We start from the raw sequence: 18081 nt of genomic DNA on the forward strand, positions 1-18081 counted from the left end.
GCGCGCGCCTTATACACCGCGCATCCGCCCCACCATCTCGCCCAGATCGCGGCTCAGGCCCGGTGTTGCCGCCATCCGCGCCAGTTCCGCCTGCACCATCCCCTGCCGATCCGCATCATAGCGCGGCCATGTGTCAAAGGCCGTCGACATGCGCGCCGCCGTCTGGGGGTTCAGGGGATCAAGCTTCAGCAGCCAATCCGCCACCAGCCGATAGCCCGCCCCGGACGCATGGTGAAAGCCCGCATGATTGCCCGACAAGGCCCCGATCACGGAACGGAAGCGGTTGGGGTTCTTCCAGTCGAAATCGGGATGCCGGGTAAGCGCCTCGGTCACCCCCACCGCCCGGTCGGGATGGGCAAGGGCGATCTGGAGCGCAAACCACTTGTCCATCACGTTGCGATCCTTGGCCCAGCGCGCCTCAAAGGCCACCAGCTCCTCTTGCCCTGCCCCGGCCTCAAGCAAGGCAACCAGCGCCCCGACCTCTTCGGTCATGTTGTTTGCCGCCCGATAGGCGGCCTGCGCCGCCCGCCCGCCGTCGATACGCGTCAGCAGGTTCAAGGCCGCAATGCGCAAAGACCGCCGTCCCGCAGCGCGGGCATCCGGCGTGAACGGCCCCGGTTCGGCCAAAGCCTCGATCAACCCCGGCAGTTGCGGGCCAAGCCGCTTTGCCAGCGCCTCCGCCATCCGCCGCCGTTCGGTCCAGATGCGCGCGGGGTCGGGCGTCACGCCGCCCGCATGCAGCGTGGCAGCCATGTCATCCTCGCCCGGCAGGCGCAGGGCCAGCGCGCGGAAGGCAGGGTCCAGCGTTTCGTCGAATGTCACCCGCGCGATGGCATCCAGCCAATCCGGCCCCGGCGCTGCGCCGTCGGTCACCATCCGCGCGAGAAGATCCTTGGCCAAGGCCCGCCCCGCCTCCCATTTGTTGAAGGGATCGGTGTCATGGGCCAGAAGGAAGGCGCGTTCTTCGGGGGAAACCTCACGCTCCAGCACGACAGGCGCGGAAAACCCCCGCAGGATCGATGGGACAGGGCGCGTCGCCGCCGGAAAGCGGAAGGACTGCCGCCCTTCCGTCAGTTCCAGCACCGTCGTCGGCAGCACTTCATCGCCATTGGGGTTCAACAGGCCCAGCGCGATGGGGATGACCTTCGCCCCCTTTTCGGGCTGCCCCGGGGTGGGCGGGTTTTCCTGTTCAAAGGTCAGGGTATAGGTCGCGCCGTCCCATTCCTCCCAGACTTTCACCCTTGGGGTGCCCGCCTCGGTGTACCACCGCTTGAACTGGGTCAGATCGCGGCCCGTCGCATCCTGAAACACCGTCAGCCAATCTTCGATCGTCGCCGCCTGCCCGTCATGCCGGGTGAAGTAAAGGTCGAGCGCTTTGGCATAGCCCTCATCCCCCACCAGCCGCTTCAGCATCCCGATGACCTCGGCCCCCTTTTCGTAGATGGTGGCCGTGTAGAAATTGTTGATCTCGACATAACTGTCGGGGCGCACCGGATGGGCCAATGGGCCGCCATCCTCGCGGAACTGCCGCGCGCGCAAAAGCAGCACATCCTCGATCCGCTTCACTGCGTGGGACCGCATGTCGCCGGAAAACTGCTGATCGCGGAACACCGTCAGCCCCTCTTTCAGGCAAAGCTGGAACCAATCGCGGCAGGTGATCCGGTTCCCGGTCCAATTGTGGAAATATTCATGCGCGATGATCGCCTCGATCCGGGCGAAATCGTCATCCGTCGCGGTTTCCGGACTGGCCAGCACGAATTTGGAGTTGAAGATGTTCAGCCCCTTATTCTCCATCGCGCCCATGTTGAAATCATCGACGGCCACGATGTTGAAGACATCAAGATCATACTCGCGCCCATACACCTCTTCGTCCCAGCGCATCGACCGGATCAGGCTGTCCATCGCATAGGCGCAGCGATCCTCATCGCCCTTGCGCACCCAGATGTTCAGCGCGACCTCGCGCCCCGATGCGGTGCGGAAGGGGGCGGAATGGGCCACAAGGTCGCCCGCCACAAGGGCAAACAGATAGGCAGGCTTGGGCCATGGGTCCACCCATTCGGCCCATCCCGTCCCCTGCCCCGTCGGATTGCCGTTCGACAGAAGAACGGGCAGATCCCCCTCGACCCGCACGCGGAAGGGGGCCATCACATCGGGACGGTCAGGATAAAAGGTGATCTTGCGGAACCCCTCCGCCTCGCATTGCGTGCAATACATGCCGCGCGACATGTAAAGCCCTTCGAGCGCGGTATTGCCTTCGGGGTCGATCTCCACCTCTGTCTCCACGGTGAAGGGTCCATCGGGCAGATGTGCGGCCGGGATCGTCAGCCCCGTGTCATCTGGCGCGCACTCCAACGCCGCCCCGTTCAGCCGCAGGGACAGAAGGCGCAGGTTTTCGCCGTCCAGCCGCAGATCATGCCGCCCCGGCCGCGCCGGATTGGGCGCAAGGCGCAGGGTCGCGGCCACCCGCGTGGCCTTGGGCGCTAGGCGGAAGACCAGCGCCACCTCCTCGACCAGATGGGTGTAGGGCAGATAGTCCGACAGATGGATGGCGCGCGGCGAAACGGTCATGAGGCAACTCCCTTTGCAGGGAAAGCTATGGACCGCGCCGCGCGAAGGCAAGCCGCCCCTCAGGCCAGCGGAACCCGCAACGTGAAGGTGCTGCCTTGCCCTTCATGGCTTTCGAAAGCGATGCTGCTGTCGGTCAGATCGGCCAGACGGCGGCAGATCGCAAGGCCGATCCCCGTGCCGGAAATCGTGCCATTCTCATGACCCAGACGGTCAAAGGGCGTGAACAGCCGCGTCTGCCGGTCTGCTGGAATACCGATGCCCGTATCCGTCACCTTGATGGCCAGACGCCCCGGTTCCTGTACGAAAGACACCGTCACCGACCCGCCCGCGCGATTGTACTTCACCCCGTTCGACACAAGATGCGTCAGGATGCGCAGCACGATCTCTGGATCGGCCAGCACCTTGGGCAACGCCCCCTCCGGCACCTCGACCTTCAGCGTCACGTCATGCAGCTTCAGCCCCGGTCGCGCCGCATCGACCGCCTGCCCTGCCAAATGCAAGACCGAGATGGGCTGTCGGCTGTTCTTCACCTCGCCCCGTTCGATCCGACTTAACTCGATCACCCCCTCGACCAGTTGCAAAAGCTGCCAGCCCGCATCGGATATGGCTTGCACCTGCCGCCGCGCCTCGGGCGTCAGGGGCTGGCTTGTGTCGTTCTTCAGCAATTCGGAAAAGCCAAGGATCGCATTCAACGGCGTGCGCAACTCATGGCTCATGGCGGACAGGAAATTCGCCTTGGCCGCATTCGCCGCCTGCAAACGCGCAGCCATATGGACCAGATGATCCCCCACCGCCTGCAATTCCGCCACACCATAGCGGTGATCGGCGGCCAAGGTGCCACCATCGGTGATGCGGGCCATATTGCGCTCGATCTCGGCCAAGGGATGGGCCACACGGGCCGACATCGCCACCGACCGCCGCCACAGGATCAGAAAGAAGATGCCGTAAAACAGGATCAGAATGACCAGCATCGCCCAAGACACGAAAGCCAGTTCATCCCGCAGGGTGGTGGCACCCGCAAGGATGCTCTCCTCGCTGGTCAGCACCATCAGCTTCCATTGCGGGCCTGCGATGGTGGCCCAAGCGGCGATCATGGGGCGGCCCAGATCGACGTGCAGTTCCCCTTCATCCGCCGATTGCACCGCCTGCGCCAGATCGAACAGTTCCGGCCTGCGGTAGATGTTGAATGTGTCGGGCTTGAACGTGTCCTGAAGGATCGCCTCTTCATAGCTGTGTTCCAAGAGCGCGCTCACCCCCAGATCGCCCTCGGCCTCGGGCGGTAGGGCAAGAATGGTGCCGTCGCGGCTGACAAGGATGGCATAGCCGTCGCCCTTGAAGGCGATGTCAAGCACCTGATCCACGATGGTCTTTGTGGTGATATCAAGGCCCACCACGGCCTCCAGCCGATCCGGGTCCGTGGCGCCATAGACGGGCGCGATGGCCGACACCATCCAGCCCGCCCCGGCTGGGTCCACATAGGCATCGGTCCAGACGACGCCGCGTTCCGGGTTATGGGCGGCATCGGCCTCGTAATAGAAATTGTAGCTGGGGATATCCATCTGCGGCGGATAGATCGCCAGCACGTCGAACCACGGATAGATGCGGTTCAGCGAATCCCACGTGTTCACGTAAAGCTGCGCGATCAAGGGGTCGCTGGCCCGGATCGATTTCATCACCGGGTCAAGGCTGAGGGTGCGCCAGACCTTATCCTCTTCCGCAGGCCCGACCGGGACGATGCCCGTATAGAACACCGCCGATCCGCCCCGATCCGCCTTGCTGTAAAAGGCCCCTTCGGGCGTGCGGGCATGGTTCGCGCGCTCTTCAGCCGAAACCTCTGGCGCAGGCGTGGCCAGCGCCCGCCCCGTCTCATCGGCATAGACCCGCGTCAGGGCGGCGATCGTTTCCAGCCGCCGCGCGATCACCTCGGCCTCGCGCGCCGCCGCATCGCCCAAGGCCGCCGTCGAGATATCGGTGATCGAATCCGCGCTGCGGTCATAGACGACGCGGCTGGTTCCCCAGTAAAGCCCCACAAAGGTCAATTCGATCAGAAGCAGCGGCACCAGCGCCGCCCGCAGATAAGACCGCCACAACCATGCCTTCAGAGGCGGCGGCGCTTTCTCCGGTTTGGTGGCAGTCACAGTCATGGTGTCGCGGGCGCGGGAGGCAATCCCCCCTCCATAAGGATGTAAGCGCAACATGACGTATTACGCCGTCCGGGCGAAGAGGCTTCCCGCGCGACTAACGAAGGAGAGTCGCGCACCATCCCAATGTATGACCGCATACCTCTAAAGAAGTAGTTCCAGAAAGGCCGCGCCGCGCCCTGTTGCGGGCCCATGCCGGGGCTTTACGAATCTCTCGCTTCCGCTAGATAGATGTTCCATGAATGTTCTCATCTGGTTCAAGCGCGACCTGCGCATCCACGACCACCCCGCCCTCGCCCGCGCGGCCGAATTGGGCGCGGTGCTGCCGCTTTACATCGTGGAACCTGAATATTGGCAATTGCCAGACACTTCAGCCCGACACTGGGCCTTCACCGCCGAGGCGCTGGCCGATCTGCGGTCCTCACTCGGCGCGCTGGGTGCCCCCCTGATCTTGCGTGTGGGGGATGCGGTCTCGGTGCTGGACCGGCTGTGCCGCCAGCACCACATCGCCCGTATCCTGAGCCATGAGGAAACCGGTAATCTCTGGACCTATGGCCGCGACCGCCGCGTGGCGGCTTGGGCACGGACGGCGGGGGTGATCTGGGACGAACTGCCCCAGCAGGGCGTGATCCGCCGTCTGGCCAGCCGCAATGGCTGGGCAGGCCGGCGCGACGCCTTCACCGCCGCCCCGCAGGTCGCCGCTCCGGCGGCGCTGCGGGCGGTGGCGGGGGTGGAACCGGGGGCAATCCCGTCAGCCCGCGCGCTGCGCCTGCCCGATGACCCTTGCGCCCATCGTCAGGCCGGGGGGCGCGGGCATGGGTTGGCGCTTCTGGACAGTTTCCTTGCCCATCGCGGCGAACCCTATCGCGCGGCCATGTCCTCTCCCCTCACAGGGGAACGCGCCTGTTCGCGGCTGTCCGCCCATCTGGCGCTGGGGGCGCTGTCGTCGCGCGAGGTGGTGCAAGCCGCCGCCGCCCGCGCCGCCGAACGGCCCGGCGGGCGCTGGCCCGGCGCCTTGGCGAGCTTTCAGTCCCGCATGGCCTGGCGCGACCATTTCATCCAGAAATTGGAAAGCGAACCGCAGATCGAAATCCGCGCCCTTCACCGCGCGGCCGACAGGCTCCGCCCTCTGACGCCCGATCCCGTCCGCCTTCACGCCTGGGAGGCGGGCGAGACCGGCCTGCCCTTCCTTGACGCCTGCATGCGCTATCTGCGCGCCACGGGCTGGCTGAATTTCCGCATGCGCAGCATGGTGATGGCCGTGGCCTCCTATCACCTCTGGCTCGACTGGCGTGCAACGGGGGCGGTGCTGGCCCGCCGCTTCACCGATTACGAACCCGGCATCCACTGGCCGCAGGTGCAGATGCAGGCGGGCGTGACAGGGATCAACACGATCCGCATCTACAACCCTGTGAAACAGGGGCACGACCAAGACCCGACCGGGGCCTTCACCCGCCGCTGGGTGCCGGAACTCGCCGCCGTGCCCGATCCCTTCCTGCAAGAGCCGTGGAAATGGCCCGGCGCCCGCGCCGTGCTGGGCCGCCTTTACCCCGAACCCATCGTCGATGTCACCGCCGCCGCCCGCGCCGCCCGCGACGCCTGCTGGGGCCTGCGGAAAGAGCGGACCTATCGCGAAGAGGTGGCCGAGGTCATCGAACGCCATGCCAGCCGCGCCGATCCCCGTTTCGTCAATGACCGCAGCCCCCGGCCCAAACGGCGCACCGATGCCGCACAGATGAGCCTCGACCTCTGATGGCCAAGATGCGCAAGAAGGGTGACCTGCCCGAAAAAATCTGCGCCACCTGCGGGCGGCCTTTCGCATGGCGGAAGAAATGGGAAAAGGTCTGGGACGAGGTGCGCTATTGTTCCGATCGCTGCCGGGATGGGCGTAGGACGTGCCATTCGGCCCATACTGCGGAAAGGAAGCCGTAACCCGCATGGCCTAACCACAGACGCTGACCGATTATCGCCGCCTGCGCATTCCCGGTGGGACCTATGTCTTCCCCCTGCGCCGAGACGTGGGGGGCGGTTCCCGGCTGACCGACCGGATTGGTCTTCTGCGCGCCGCTTGGGCGGCGGCCTTCGGCGATTATCCGGCGACGCAGCATTCCGTCGTCATCCTGCCCGACATCTGCATGTCGTGCTGACTAAGGCCGAGGGGGCCGTGCATGTCTCAGCGCGCTGGCAAAGGCTGAACGGTTATTTCAGCCATGCCTTGGGCGAGACGCACCCCGCAATCCTCCGCCACGGCCTTGTCCGGGACACCGCCGACTGGCCCTTTCTGCGCCTGAACGCCCTTCCTGCAACGCAGGGGCGGACCGCCCATCCTACCCTGCACCGTTATCGGATGGGCCATCCGGCCCATCCCGCCTTCGGTCCCCGCTAGACCAGCGCCGCCAGCTTGCCCAAGGTCTGCAAGCCCAGCGCCTCTGCCCCGAACCCTTTCGCCCCCTGCCATTCCTCGGCACTGGCAAAGACCATGCCCAAAGTGACCTCCGTCCCGCCCTCTACCGGCAAGAACAGCGCCCAGGCATCCGCATGTTTCGGCCCTCCCTCGCCCGCATGCAGCGCATAGTCGATCCGCGCCTCGGGCAGCACCGCGCCATAACGATGATGGTTGGGCCAGACCGTCCCATCCGGCCCGATCATGTCAAACACCCACTCGCCCCCGGCCCGCAGATCAATCCGTGCCGTGCGGCAGGAAAACCCGTCGGGCCCCCACCAGCGCGGAAGGGTGTCTGCATCCCACCACGCGCCCCAGACCCGCGCCACAGGTGCCTCGATCCGGCGCGAGATCACCATCATCCGCCCCGCAACCCCGGCCAGATTGTCCAAGCCCGCCGCGAAGCCCGTGCGATAGCCCGCCTCCATCCCGCCCGCCAGATCGGCAAGCTGCACCGTCACCTCGATCCGCGCGCCCTCGCCGTCTGCCTGAACCTCCGCCGTCACCAGCGCCGCCGAAAGCGTGAGACCGCCACGCGAGATCACCTCCGAATTCACGCTCCGCCGTCCCGGCTCCAGCACCAGCCAGACCACCTCGCAGCGGATATCCTCCTCCCCCGCCACATGGCAAAGCGACACTTCCCGCCCGCCAACTGGCGTATCGGCCTCCAGAAACTCCACCGTGACCTCGGGCGACGGGGCCGCCCAGATCGCCCGCGCTGCCGGGGCCGTCCAGCCTTGCCAAAGCGTCGCCACCGGGGCCGCCACGCTGCGCGCAAAACGCAATGTTGAAAAGCCGGTCACTTCATCAACCCCTGCGCATAGGCCTCAAGCTGGGTGGCCACCGTGCCCCAACCATCGTGAAAGCCCATCTCGGCATGGGTCTTTGCCGTATCGGCATTGCGATGCCGCGCAACGGCGGTATAGCGCGTCCGCCCGCCCCCAATATCCTCAAAGGTCAGGATCGCGGTCATGAACGGCTCTGCCGCAGGCTTCCACCCCTCGGTATAGGTGTCGGTAAAGACCAGCCGCTCTTGCGGGACGACCTCCAGATAGACGCCGCGATTTTCCATCACAGTCCCATCAACGTCGAACGTCGTATCGCAGGCCCCGCCCACACGCACATCCAGACGGCAGGCCGTCACCCGATGCGGGCGTGGCACAAACCAGTGCATCAGATGCTCGGCCTTGGTCCAACACTCCCAGATCACCGCGCGCGGTGCGGCCAGTTCGCGCACCAACACAAGGTCCAGCGCCGGGTCGAACCCCGGCAGGTCTTCGGAAGTCATCGCTCGCGCTCCTTCATCAGCCGCATCACGTAATCCTCAAGCCGGTCCAGCCGCGCCTCCCATTCGGCGCGTTGCCCTGCCAGCCAATCCTCCACCGGGGCCAGCGCCTGTGGCACCAGCGCGCAGGATCGCACCCGCCCGTCCTTTGTCGTCACGATCAACCCCGCCCCCTCCAGCACCGCCAGATGCCGCATCACCGTGGGCAGGCGCAGCCCCGTGGGCGCGGCCAGTTCCGTCACCGCCGCAGGCCCCCGCGCCAATCGTTCCAGCATCGCCCTCCGCGTGGGATCGGAAAGCGCTTGGAACAGCAGCGACAGGTCGGGATCTTGCTTAGCCATTCCGCTAACTATCAGCCCCAGCCGCGCCGCGAAAGAAAAAACTTAGCCAGTTATCAAACTATCCGCATTCCCCGCGAAATTCGGAAAGTGAAATATCGATTTTTGCATCAAATCCCTCCCCTCACGATGTTGCGAGCGGCGCGCCCCGGAATATATGTGTGCCGTTGCATACCGAAGACCCCAATACCCAAGACGGAATAAACGCATGGAACGACTGGATCGCCACGGCCTGCAAGTGGACGCAAGACTGGCCGCCTTTCTCGAAGACCGCGCCCTGCCCGGAACAGGCGTGACGGCAGACCACTTCTGGAAAGGCTTCGCCGCGGCTGTGGCAGAGCTTGGCCCCATCAACCGCGCCCTTCTTGCCACGCGCGACCGGATGCAGACCCAGATCGACGACTGGCACCGCGCCCGCAAAGGCCAGCCCCATGATGCGGCGGCCTACACGGCCTTCCTGCGCGAGATTGGCTATCTGCTGCCCGAAGGCCCGGATTTCACCATCCGCACCACCGGCACCGACCCCGAGATTGCCGCCATGCCCGGCCCGCAACTCGTGGTTCCCGTGATGAACGCGCGCTACGCGCTCAATGCCGCCAATGCGCGCTGGGGGTCGCTTTATGACGCGCTCTATGGCACCGATGCCTTGGGCGATGCGCCACAGGGCAAGGACTATGACCCCGCCCGTGGTGCCCGCGTCATCGCCTGGGCCAAGGCTTTTCTTGATGACGTGGCACCGCTCGCCAAAGGCAGCCATGCCGATGTCACCCGCTATGCGGTGAAGGACGGCCAGCTGACGCCTGCGCTGAAAGACCCCACCCAATTCGCAGGCTTCCGCGGCAAGGCCGACGCCCCTTCGGCGGTCCTTCTGAAAAACCATGGCCTGCACCTTGTTTTGCGCATCGACCCCGGCCACCGCATCGGCGCAGACGATCCCGCAGGCCTTGCCGATATCCGGATGGAGGCCGCGCTTTCCGCCATCATGGATTGCGAAGACAGCATCGCCGCCGTCGATGCCGAAGACAAAGTCGCGGCCTATGGCAACTGGCTTGGCCTGATGAAGGGGGATCTGGTCGAGATGGTCACGAAAGGCGACCAGACGATCGAACGCCGCCTGCGCGACGATTACGCCTTCTCCGCCCCCGATGGCACGCCCCTCCTTCTGAAAGGGCGCGCCCTGATGCTGGTGCGCAATGTGGGCCATCTGATGACCAACCCGGCCATCCTTGATGCCGAAGGGCGCGAAGTGGGCGAAGGCCTCATGGATGCCTTCATCACCACGCTCTGCGCGCTGCATGACCTGCAAAAGACCCAAGGCCCGCGCAATTCGCTGCACGGGTCTGTTTATGTGGTGAAACCCAAGATGCACGGGCCAGAAGAGGTGGCCTTCGCCTGCACGATCTTCGACCGGGTCGAGGCGACACTCGGCCTGCCCCCCTTCACCGTGAAACTCGGCATCATGGATGAGGAACGCCGCACCAGCGCCAACCTCAAGGAATGCATCCGGGCGGCGGCAGACCGTGTGGCCTTCATCAACACGGGCTTCCTTGATCGCACAGGGGATGAGATCCACACCTCGATGGAAGCCGGCCCCATGATCCGCAAAGGCGATATGAAAGCCGCGCCCTGGATCGCGGCCTATGAAGATCGCAATGTCGATATCGGCCTTGCCTGCGGGCTCAAAGGCCGCGCTCAGATCGGCAAGGGCATGTGGGCCATGCCCGACCGGATGGAGGCGATGCTGCACGCCAAGATCGCCCATCCGCAGGCAGGTGCCACCTGCGCCTGGGTGCCCTCGCCCACCGCCGCCACCCTGCACGCCACGCATTACCACCGCGTCGATGTGCTGGCGCGGCAAGACCAGATCGCCGCGGGCGGCCCGCGCGGACGGCTGGAAGACCTGCTGACCATCCCCCTCGCCCATGGCCAGAACTGGTCCGAGGCCGAGATTCGGGATGAAGTTGAAAACAACGCCCAAGGCATCCTCGGCTATGTCGTGCGCTGGGTCGATCAGGGCGTGGGCTGTTCCAAGGTGCCCGATATCCATGATGTCGGCCTGATGGAGGACCGCGCCACCTGCCGCATCTCGGCGCAAGCGCTGGCCAATTGGCTGCACCATGGCGTGGTGTCTGAGGCGCAGGTCATGGCCGCCTTCCGCAAGATGGCCGCCGTGGTGGATCGCCAGAATGCCGGCGACCCGGCCTATCGCCCCATGGCGCCGGGCTTTGACGGCGTAGCCTTCAAGGCCGCCTGCGATCTGGTCTTTGCAGGCCGTGAACAGCCCTCCGGCTATACCGAACCCGTCCTGCACCGCCGCCGTCTGGAATGGAAAGCCCGCAACCGCTTGCGCAGCGTCTGACGCTTATCAAAAAGCGCGGGCATGCGCCCGCATTCCTTTCCTCTCGCCTGCGCGCGTGCCGCGCTCCGGCTCGGTGTTTTTTGAGTATTTGGGGCCAAGATGAAGATCATGCTGCTTCATCTTGGCCAAAATACTCGCGGGGGAGACGCCCGGAACGGGCGGCGGGGGCGGCAGCCCCCCATCGAGCCGAAGCGCGGCACGCGCGCAGGCGAGGGGAAAGGCGTGCGCAGCCCCCTGGGGGGCAAGCTCCGATAAGTCAGCCGATATCAAGGGCCAGCGCGTGGATGCGGCTGTTCAGGTCGCCCAGCGCCTTTTGCACGGCCCGGTGGCGATCGACCCGTCCCATCGGGCCAAAGGCGGCGGCGCGGATCTTCACCCGGAAATGGCTTTCGCCTGACCCATCATCGCCTGCATGGCCCGCATGGCGATGGCTTTCATTGACCACCTCAAGTTCCGTGGGCTGGAAAGCCTTGGTCAGCCTTTGTGTGATTTCATCGCTCACGGCCATTTTTCGCTGCCCCCTCTTCTATCCGCTGCAAGAACCCCTAAACTCTCGCCTCCGAGTCGGAAAGGCCTGCCCCAGAATGTCATCACGCCCCCCTTTTGAGTTCGATCTTCGCGTCTCTGCCGATAAAAAGCGCCGCAAGACGGGGCGGCGCGGCATGTCGGGCGCTTTCGAGACATCGCAAAAACAATGCGAATATCCGGGTTGCAGCGAACAGGGGGCGTATCGCGCGCCGAAATCGCCCGACCATCTCGATGAATTTTTCTGGTTCTGCAAAGACCATGTGCGCGAATACAATCTGAAGTGGAACTTCTTTCAGGGCACCACGGACGAGGAATTTCAGAAATTCCTCGACAAGGACCGGGTCTGGGGCCGCGCCACACAGCCCTTCGGCAAAAAGCCCGATGAAGGCCGCGCTTGGGCGCGGTTGGGGGTTGATGATCCGATGGCGATCTTGGGGGAAAAGGCCACGCTCAACCCGGCCAAGCCGACGGGCCATGCCACCCGCAAACTGCCGCCAACGGAACGCAAGGCGCTCGAGATTCTTGATGCCCGCGACACCATGACGAAGGCCGAGATTCGCAAGCAATACAAATCCCTCGTCAAGGATCTGCATCCTGACATGAACGGCGGCGATCGGTCGGATGAGGACCGCCTGCAAGAGGTTGTCTGGGCTTGGGATCAGATCAAGGACAGCCGCTATTTCCGCGACTGACCCTGCCTAAGGGCCACCGCCTGCGTGGCCAAAGCCCCCGCCAAGCCTGCGCCCCAAGCCAAGGGCCAGCGCGGCACTTCGGCCAGTAATGACAGCATGCCCCCGCCTTGCAGCAGCGGCACCACCAGACCCACGGCCAACAAAAGCCCCGCCGTCGCCAGCACCGCCCGCAGCCAGCCGCCGAGCCCCCCCTGCCCAAAAGCCCCCGCCAGCAGCCAGCCCCCCACCAGTGCCACCGGAAAGGCCAGCGCGAAGGCGGGCGTGAACAGGGCCGAGGCTTCGCTATCCGCCCCAAGCTCTGCCCGCGCCAATGTGGCAGCGGTGAAGAGGGCCAGAAGAAGGCTGCGGATCAGGCGGTGTTTCGCGGTCATGGCCCCCAGATAATCCGACATCCCGCCGCGCGCCAGCCCTGCCCCCGCCCCAACTGGACTGCAAAGACCCGCAGCGTGGCCCTTCCCCTTGCACCCCCCCGCGATATGTTCCACACATCCCAGACGCCCAAGGGGGCGCGCGACTTTGACCATGATGGCGGACCGAATGCTGGACACTGTGATGAAACCCACCGAAGAAATTTCTGTCCGCGACGTGTTCGGCATCGACACGGACATGAAGGTCAAGGCCTTTGCCGACCGCACCGATCGCGTGCCGGAAATCGATCCGACCTATAAATTCGATCCCGACACCACGCTCGCCATCCTTGCAGGCTTTGCCTATAACCGCCGCGTGATGATCCAAGGCTATCACGGCACCGGGAAATCCACCCATATCGAACAGGTGGCCGCCCGGCTGAACTGGCCTTGCGTGCGCGTCAACCTGGACAGCCACATCTCGCGCATCGACCTGATCGGCAAGGACGCGATCAAGCTGCGTGATGGCAAGCAGGTCACCGAGTTTCACGAAGGCATCCTGCCTTGGGCGCTGCGCAACCCCGTCGCCATCGTCTTTGACGAATATGATGCAGGCCGCGCCGATGTGATGTTCGTCATCCAGCGCGTGCTGGAACATGACGGCAAGCTCACGCTTCTTGATCAGAATGAGATCATTACACCCCACCCGTCCTTCCGCCTGTTTGCCACGGCAAACACCGTGGGTCTGGGCGATACGACGGGCCTTTACCACGGCACCCAGCAAATCAACCAAGCGCAGATGGACCGCTGGTCGCTTGTCGCCACGTTGAACTATCTGTCCCACGATGCCGAAGCGGCGATCGTTCTGGCCAAGAACCCGCATTACAATACCGAGAAGGGCCGCAAGACCATCAACCAGATGGTCACCGTGGCCGACCTGACGCGCACGGCCTTCATGAATGGCGATCTTTCCACCGTCATGTCACCGCGCACCGTCATCAACTGGGCCCAGAACGCCGAAATTTTCCGCAATGTGGGTTACGCCTTCCGCCTCTCCTTCCTCAACAAATGCGATGAGTTGGAACGTCAGACGGTGGCCGAATTCTATCAGCGCTGCTTCGGCGAGGAATTGCCCGAAAGCGCCGCCTCCATGGCGATGAAGTAACCCGCGCGCCCATCGCGCCGGATCAAGGCCCCGCCATCGGCGGGGCTTTTTTCTTTATTCTCAAATAGATATAAAATTCTTTGAATGCGAATGTTTCGCAATCGCGACCTAAACTCGGGCACAGCACGCCGTTCTTATGGCGATATTTCATCTTCCTCTGTGCCGGAGACCCGCATGACGCTTATCCAACGCCTGTCCCTGCGAACGCGCCTTATCGCCGCGATCTTCACCACCATGATCGCCGTCACTGCCGCGCTCGTGGCTTTCGTGTTGTCCGAAAAGGAAAAAGAACTGCGCGACTTCGCCAGCGACAAGGTCGATACCGCGATCTGGGCGCTGTCCAACAATCTGCCAGTGCAGGCCCGCGGCTTCACCCTTGGACCGCCGGTCGAGGGGCGCATCAACAGCCTTGTCGTCGATGCCGCGCAGGTGGACATCGCGCCCAGCGTCAACGATGCCATCTATGCCGGCACCGGGGTGCATGTGACCTATTTCCGGCTCGACCCGGACAGCAAGGAATTCATCCGCGTCATGACCAGTGTCACCGCCAAGGATGGCACCCGCGCCGTGGGCACGCCGCTTGATCCGACCGGGCCTGCCACGGCGGCGCTGTTGCGCGGGGAAACCTATAGCGGCGACGGGATCATCCTCGGCGAATTGCATCTGACGCGCTATGAACCCGTCTATGATGCCGCGGGCCAGATCGTGGGCTCTGTTGGCGTGGGCAAATCCATCGCCATCCTTGCCACCATGCTGCGCGACACCACGGTGCAGCTTGCCCTCGTGATGCTTGTCCTGAATGCCATCGCCGCCCTTGGCTGCTTTTTCCTCATCAACCGCGCGATGCGCCCTGTCCGCCGTCTGGTCGATACGGTGAACCGCCTCAAGAACCGCGACTATGACGCCGAGATCCTCCCCGTCGCCAGCAAGGATGAGGTGGGCGAACTGACCACCGCCTGCATCAAGCTGCGCGATGACCTGCGCGAGGCGGCACGGCTGGAAACCATCGCTGCCGCGCAGGCCGCCGAACGCGACGCGCGCCGCGCCGAGATGGACCTGTTGATGGCCCAACTCAGCCGGGGCGCCTCCGAACAGGCTGTCGCCGCCGAAAAGGCCAGCGCCTCGATGGAAGAGATGCGCGCCAATGTCCGCCAGTCCGCCAACAATGCCGCCCAGACCGAACGCATCGCGCTGCAGGCCGCCCATGACGCCGCCGAAACCGGGGCCGTGGTGACCGAGGCCGTAAAGTCGATGACCAGCATCGCCGAAAAGATCACCATCATCCGCGAGATCGCGCGCCAGACCGACCTCCTCGCCCTCAACGCGGCGGTCGAGGCCGCGCGGGCGGGCCAGCACGGACAGGGCTTCGCCGTGGTCGCCGCCGAGGTGCGCAAACTCGCCGAACGCAGCCAGCAGGCCGCGGCCGAGATCGGCACCCTGTCAGGCAGCACCCTGAAGGTCAGCCGCGAGGCGGGCGAGCGTCTTTCCGGCCTTGTTCCCGCGATCCAGAAGACCGCGCATCTGGTGCAGGCGATCAGCGCCGCCTCCAACGAACAAAGCATCGGCATCGAACAGATCAACGAGGCGATCCGCGACCTCGACGCCGTGATCCAGCAGAACGCCACCGCTGCGGGCCGGGTGACCATGTCGACCGCCACCGAGGAGGCGGCAGAACCCCTCTTCCGCCGCGCCGCCTGATACCGCCCGGCGCAGGCCCCGCCTTCCCGCGCGGGGCCTGCCCATCTTTCCCCTTGGCCTGTCCCCCTGACGGGTCAAAGCCCGCCGCAGCGGCACCTGCGCGGCCCCGTCTGGCAGGATTAGCGCCCACTTCCCCGGCGGTCCCCGACCCCAACAGTGGCAGATCGTGCCGGATTTGTCGGGCTTGCGGAAAAAACCACAAAAAGTTTTCTTTCTGCTCGCTTGATAAACAGATTTTCTGCCGTAATGCTTTAATCATGGGCGGTTTGAAAACATATCTCCGCGCCACGGCGCTTTTCTGCGCGCTCGCCGCACCTGTCGCGGCTCGGGCCGATGCCGATCTTCCCGACGATCCCTTGCGCTTTTTCGCCGCCTGCGCGGGCCGGATGTCGGCCCTGATGGAACATCAATGGATCGTGGACGGCCCCGCTTCGGAGGCGACCAAGGCACGGCGGGCCGACATCCTCGACCTTCTCACCGCGCTGACCCCGCCGGGGCAAGAGGCGCGGGTCATGGGCTGGCGGATCGAGGCCAAAGCCGCCCATGCCGCCCTCCTTGCCCGGACGTGGCAGGACGACGCCGCATCCACCGCCCGCGCCGCCCGCCAAGCCCTCGCTCTGCACAATCAATGCATGGCATTTCTGTCCTGATCTTTCTCTCCCTGATTGTATTTCAGCCTCACATTCCGAAAGTCACTGTCGTTTTGATAGTCACATCCTCGGCACATCTTTCCGGAGACTGGCAGATCATGCGCATTCCCAAGCTTTCCCTTAGGTCACGGCTTCTCGCGGTGCTTTTCACGGCCATGGTGGCGGTAAGTGCCACCTTATTCGCGGTCGTTCTGTCGCAGAAAGAAGCGGAACTTCGCGCCGCAACCCATGAAAGCGTCAACGCCGCCATCTGGGCATTCGCCCGCGCCCTTCCCCATGAGGCAGCAGGCTTCACCCCTGCCCCGCAGGAAAATGGCCGACTGCATGGCGTGGCGGGCTCTGGCACGCCCGCGAATATTCCCGAAGGCACGGTCGACGCCGTTTTCGCAAATACCGGCGTGCATGTGACCTATTTCGCCTTCCAACCCGAAAGCGGGGAATTCATCCGCCACATGACCAGCATCACAGCCGCCGATGGCAAACGTGTCGTCGGCACACCGCTGGACCCCAAGGGTCCGGTCCTGCCGGTTCTCATGCAGGGCGACGTCTTCATTGGCGATGCCACCATTCTTGGTGAACCCTACCTCACCCGCTATGAGCCTGTCTTCGATGCCCAAGGGGCAATCGTGGGCGCGCTTTTCGCAGGCAAATCCATCGCGCAGATCCATTCCGTCTTCATGTCCACCGCGACCTCGCTTGGCACGCTGCTGCTGGGCCTTATCCTTGCGGCCTCGGTCGCCTGCTTCTTCCTGATCAACCGCACCATGCGTCCGGTGCGGCGTCTGGTGGAAAGCGTCAACCGCCTGAAGGACCGCGATTACGACGTGGACATCCGCCCCGTCGCCACCCGCGACGAGGTGGGCCAACTGACCACCGCCTGCATCCAGCTGCGCGATGACCTGCGCGAAGGCGCGCGGCTCGCCACCATCGCCGCCGCCCAAGCCGCCGAACGCGACGAACGCCGGGCCGAGATGGACCGCCTGATGGCGCAACTCAGCCGGGGCGCCACCGAACAGGCCGCCGCCGCCGAAAAGGCCTCGGCCTCGATGGAAGAGATGCGTGCCAATATCCGCCAATCCGCCGAAAATGCGGCCCAGACCGAACGCATCGCGCTGACCGCCGCGCATGACGCCGCCGAAACCGGGGCTGTTGTGACCGATGCCGTGACCGCCATGGCCAGCATCGCCGAAAAGATCGGCATCATCCGCGAGATTGCGCGCCAAACCGACCTTCTGGCCCTGAATGCGGCGGTCGAGGCCGCGCGGGCTGGCCAGCACGGCCAAGGCTTCGCCGTGGTGGCGGCCGAGGTGCGCAAACTGGCCGAGCGCAGCCAAGAGGCGGCGGTTGAAATCGGCCAGCTTTCCGGCTCCACCCTGCAAGTCAGCCGCAAGGCGGGCCAAAAGCTTGCCGCCCTCGTCCCGGCCATTCAGGAAACCGCCTCCCTCGTGCAATCGATCAGCGCGGCCTCTAGCGAGCAGAGCATCGGCATCGAACAGATCAACGAAGCCATCCGCGACCTCGACGCCGTCATCCAGCAAAACGCCAGCGCTGCGGCCAAGATCGGTGCCGCCTCGCAGGAAGACGAAGCCCCCCGCCTGCCTTATCTCCGGGCGGCCTGATCACCGCGCCGTCCGCGCGCAGCGATCCTACTGGACAACGCGCGCGGGCGGACTCTGCGCCCCGAAACGGGCGGAAGTGACGAGGCTTTCGCCCTGCACCGCGTTCGCCACAGGTCTTGCTTCGGCGTTAACCTTAACGCGTTGCGAGCGCGCGCTGCGTGCCCACAGTTTGCGGCACAAAACCCGGCACAAAACAGGGCACAGGCGTTTTCGGCCAAACCCTTGCGGTTAATCACCTTTTCCCGCAG

General features: G+C 64.7%; 17 protein-coding genes. 10 read left to right on the top strand and 7 right to left on the bottom strand.

The features are described from left to right. Positions 1-9: 9 nt before the first annotated feature. Both pepN and QF092_RS05455 read right to left on the bottom strand, forming a co-directional pair. Positions 10-2568, bottom strand: a complete 2559-nt coding sequence (gene pepN, locus QF092_RS05450) for an aminopeptidase N (protein ID WP_281468373.1) — start codon at positions 2566-2568, stop codon at positions 10-12. A gap of 59 nt (positions 2569-2627) precedes the next feature. Further along, entirely contained in the window at positions 2628-4712 is a 2085-nt protein-coding gene (locus QF092_RS05455) for a cache domain-containing sensor histidine kinase (protein WP_281468375.1), read from the bottom strand. A gap of 235 nt (positions 4713-4947) precedes the next feature. On the opposite strand from QF092_RS05455, the gene QF092_RS05460 reads away from it, so the two are divergent. The 4 genes from QF092_RS05460 (at position 4948) to QF092_RS05475 (ending at position 7095) form a co-directional block, all read left to right on the top strand. Continuing rightward, entirely contained in the window at positions 4948-6462 is a 1515-nt protein-coding gene (locus QF092_RS05460) for an FAD-binding domain-containing protein (protein ID WP_281468377.1), read from the top strand. Beyond that, positions 6462-6641 carry a DUF2256 domain-containing protein gene (locus tag QF092_RS05465; protein WP_281468379.1) on the top strand — a complete coding sequence of 60 codons (180 nt, stop codon included), beginning with the start codon at positions 6462-6464 and terminating at the stop codon, positions 6639-6641. Before QF092_RS05460 ends, QF092_RS05465 begins: the two co-directional genes overlap by 1 nt. 86 nt (positions 6642-6727) lie before the next feature. Further along, entirely contained in the window at positions 6728-6856 is a 129-nt protein-coding gene (locus QF092_RS05470) for a hypothetical protein (RefSeq protein WP_281468381.1), read from the top strand. After that, positions 6850-7095 (top strand): hypothetical protein, encoded by a 246-nt coding sequence (locus QF092_RS05475; protein WP_281468383.1) that lies wholly within the window; start codon positions 6850-6852, stop codon positions 7093-7095. Before QF092_RS05470 ends, QF092_RS05475 begins: the two co-directional genes overlap by 7 nt. Here the strand turns inward: QF092_RS05475 and QF092_RS05480 are convergent. Genes QF092_RS05480 through QF092_RS05490 form a run of 3 tightly spaced genes read right to left on the bottom strand, consistent with a single transcriptional unit; the run spans position 7092 to position 8778 of the window. Further along, complete coding sequence (locus tag QF092_RS05480) at positions 7092-7955, bottom strand: SRPBCC domain-containing protein (RefSeq protein WP_281468385.1); 864 nt, start codon at positions 7953-7955, stop codon at positions 7092-7094. The two genes, QF092_RS05475 and QF092_RS05480, sit on opposite strands and share 4 nt — an antisense overlap. Continuing rightward, positions 7952-8440, bottom strand: a complete 489-nt coding sequence (locus QF092_RS05485; protein ID WP_281468386.1) for an SRPBCC family protein — start codon at positions 8438-8440, stop codon at positions 7952-7954. The genes QF092_RS05480 and QF092_RS05485 overlap by 4 nt, the downstream gene beginning before the upstream one ends. Beyond that, positions 8437-8778 carry an ArsR/SmtB family transcription factor gene (locus tag QF092_RS05490; RefSeq protein WP_281468388.1) on the bottom strand — a complete coding sequence of 114 codons (342 nt, stop codon included), beginning with the start codon at positions 8776-8778 and terminating at the stop codon, positions 8437-8439. The genes QF092_RS05485 and QF092_RS05490 overlap by 4 nt, the downstream gene beginning before the upstream one ends. A gap of 205 nt (positions 8779-8983) precedes the next feature. On the opposite strand from QF092_RS05490, the gene QF092_RS05495 reads away from it, so the two are divergent. Further along, the gene (locus QF092_RS05495) at positions 8984-11134 is read left to right on the top strand and encodes a malate synthase G (protein WP_281468390.1); all 2151 of its coding nucleotides are present in this window, start codon (positions 8984-8986) and stop codon (positions 11132-11134) included. A 256-nt stretch (positions 11135-11390) separates the two neighbouring features. Here the strand turns inward: QF092_RS05495 and QF092_RS05500 are convergent, their stop codons facing one another. Beyond that, positions 11391-11642, bottom strand: a complete 252-nt coding sequence (locus QF092_RS05500; protein WP_281468392.1) for a BolA family protein — start codon at positions 11640-11642, stop codon at positions 11391-11393. 76 nt (positions 11643-11718) lie between these two features. Between QF092_RS05500 and QF092_RS05505 the strand changes: the two genes are divergently transcribed. Beyond that, positions 11719-12354: a J domain-containing protein gene (locus tag QF092_RS05505; protein ID WP_281468394.1), complete on the top strand. Its 636-nt coding sequence runs from the start codon at positions 11719-11721 to the stop codon at positions 12352-12354. Here the strand turns inward: QF092_RS05505 and QF092_RS05510 are convergent. Next, entirely contained in the window at positions 12339-12878 is a 540-nt protein-coding gene (locus QF092_RS05510; RefSeq protein WP_281468396.1) for a hypothetical protein, read from the bottom strand. The genes QF092_RS05505 and QF092_RS05510 overlap by 16 nt on opposite strands. A gap of 13 nt (positions 12879-12891) precedes the next feature. Between QF092_RS05510 and cobS the strand changes: the two genes are divergently transcribed. The 4 genes from cobS (at position 12892) to QF092_RS05530 (ending at position 17833) form a co-directional block, all read left to right on the top strand. Continuing rightward, on the top strand, positions 12892-13866 hold the full coding sequence (gene cobS / locus QF092_RS05515; RefSeq protein WP_420026528.1) for a cobaltochelatase subunit CobS: 975 nt from the start codon (positions 12892-12894) through the stop codon (positions 13864-13866). Positions 13867-14040: 174 nt separating this feature from the next. After that, on the top strand, positions 14041-15564 hold the full coding sequence (locus tag QF092_RS05520; RefSeq protein ID WP_281468398.1) for a methyl-accepting chemotaxis protein: 1524 nt from the start codon (positions 14041-14043) through the stop codon (positions 15562-15564). A gap of 257 nt (positions 15565-15821) precedes the next feature. Continuing rightward, positions 15822-16214 carry a hypothetical protein gene (locus QF092_RS05525; protein ID WP_281468400.1) on the top strand — a complete coding sequence of 131 codons (393 nt, stop codon included), beginning with the start codon at positions 15822-15824 and terminating at the stop codon, positions 16212-16214. A 98-nt stretch (positions 16215-16312) separates the two neighbouring features. Then, positions 16313-17833: a methyl-accepting chemotaxis protein gene (locus QF092_RS05530; RefSeq protein WP_281468402.1), complete on the top strand. Its 1521-nt coding sequence runs from the start codon at positions 16313-16315 to the stop codon at positions 17831-17833. The last annotated feature ends 248 nt before the right edge of the window (positions 17834-18081 follow it).

The organism is Fuscovulum ytuae (genome assembly GCF_029953595.1).
Classification (GTDB): Bacteria; Pseudomonadota; Alphaproteobacteria; order Rhodobacterales; family Rhodobacteraceae; genus Paragemmobacter; species Paragemmobacter ytuae.

Excerpts from the sequence above, each read along its gene's own strand:
- pepN (WP_281468373.1), bottom strand. The coding sequence starts at position 2,568 with ATGACCGTTTCGCCGCGCGCCATCCATCTGTCGGACTATCTGCCCTAC.
- QF092_RS05455 (WP_281468375.1), bottom strand. The coding sequence starts at position 4,712 with ATGACTGTGACTGCCACCAAACCGGAGAAAGCGCCGCCGCCTCTGAAG.
- QF092_RS05460 (WP_281468377.1), top strand. The coding sequence starts at position 4,948 with ATGAATGTTCTCATCTGGTTCAAGCGCGACCTGCGCATCCACGACCAC.
- QF092_RS05465 (WP_281468379.1), top strand. The coding sequence starts at position 6,462 with ATGGCCAAGATGCGCAAGAAGGGTGACCTGCCCGAAAAAATCTGCGCC.
- QF092_RS05485 (WP_281468386.1), bottom strand. The coding sequence starts at position 8,440 with ATGACTTCCGAAGACCTGCCGGGGTTCGACCCGGCGCTGGACCTTGTG.
- QF092_RS05490 (WP_281468388.1), bottom strand. The coding sequence starts at position 8,778 with ATGGCTAAGCAAGATCCCGACCTGTCGCTGCTGTTCCAAGCGCTTTCC.
- QF092_RS05495 (WP_281468390.1), top strand. The coding sequence starts at position 8,984 with ATGGAACGACTGGATCGCCACGGCCTGCAAGTGGACGCAAGACTGGCC.
- QF092_RS05500 (WP_281468392.1), bottom strand. The coding sequence starts at position 11,642 with ATGGCCGTGAGCGATGAAATCACACAAAGGCTGACCAAGGCTTTCCAG.
- QF092_RS05505 (WP_281468394.1), top strand. The coding sequence starts at position 11,719 with ATGTCATCACGCCCCCCTTTTGAGTTCGATCTTCGCGTCTCTGCCGAT.
- QF092_RS05510 (WP_281468396.1), bottom strand. The coding sequence starts at position 12,878 with ATGGTCAAAGTCGCGCGCCCCCTTGGGCGTCTGGGATGTGTGGAACAT.
- cobS (WP_420026528.1), top strand. The coding sequence starts at position 12,892 with ATGCTGGACACTGTGATGAAACCCACCGAAGAAATTTCTGTCCGCGAC.
- QF092_RS05520 (WP_281468398.1), top strand. The coding sequence starts at position 14,041 with ATGACGCTTATCCAACGCCTGTCCCTGCGAACGCGCCTTATCGCCGCG.
- QF092_RS05525 (WP_281468400.1), top strand. The coding sequence starts at position 15,822 with ATGGGCGGTTTGAAAACATATCTCCGCGCCACGGCGCTTTTCTGCGCG.
- QF092_RS05530 (WP_281468402.1), top strand. The coding sequence starts at position 16,313 with ATGCGCATTCCCAAGCTTTCCCTTAGGTCACGGCTTCTCGCGGTGCTT.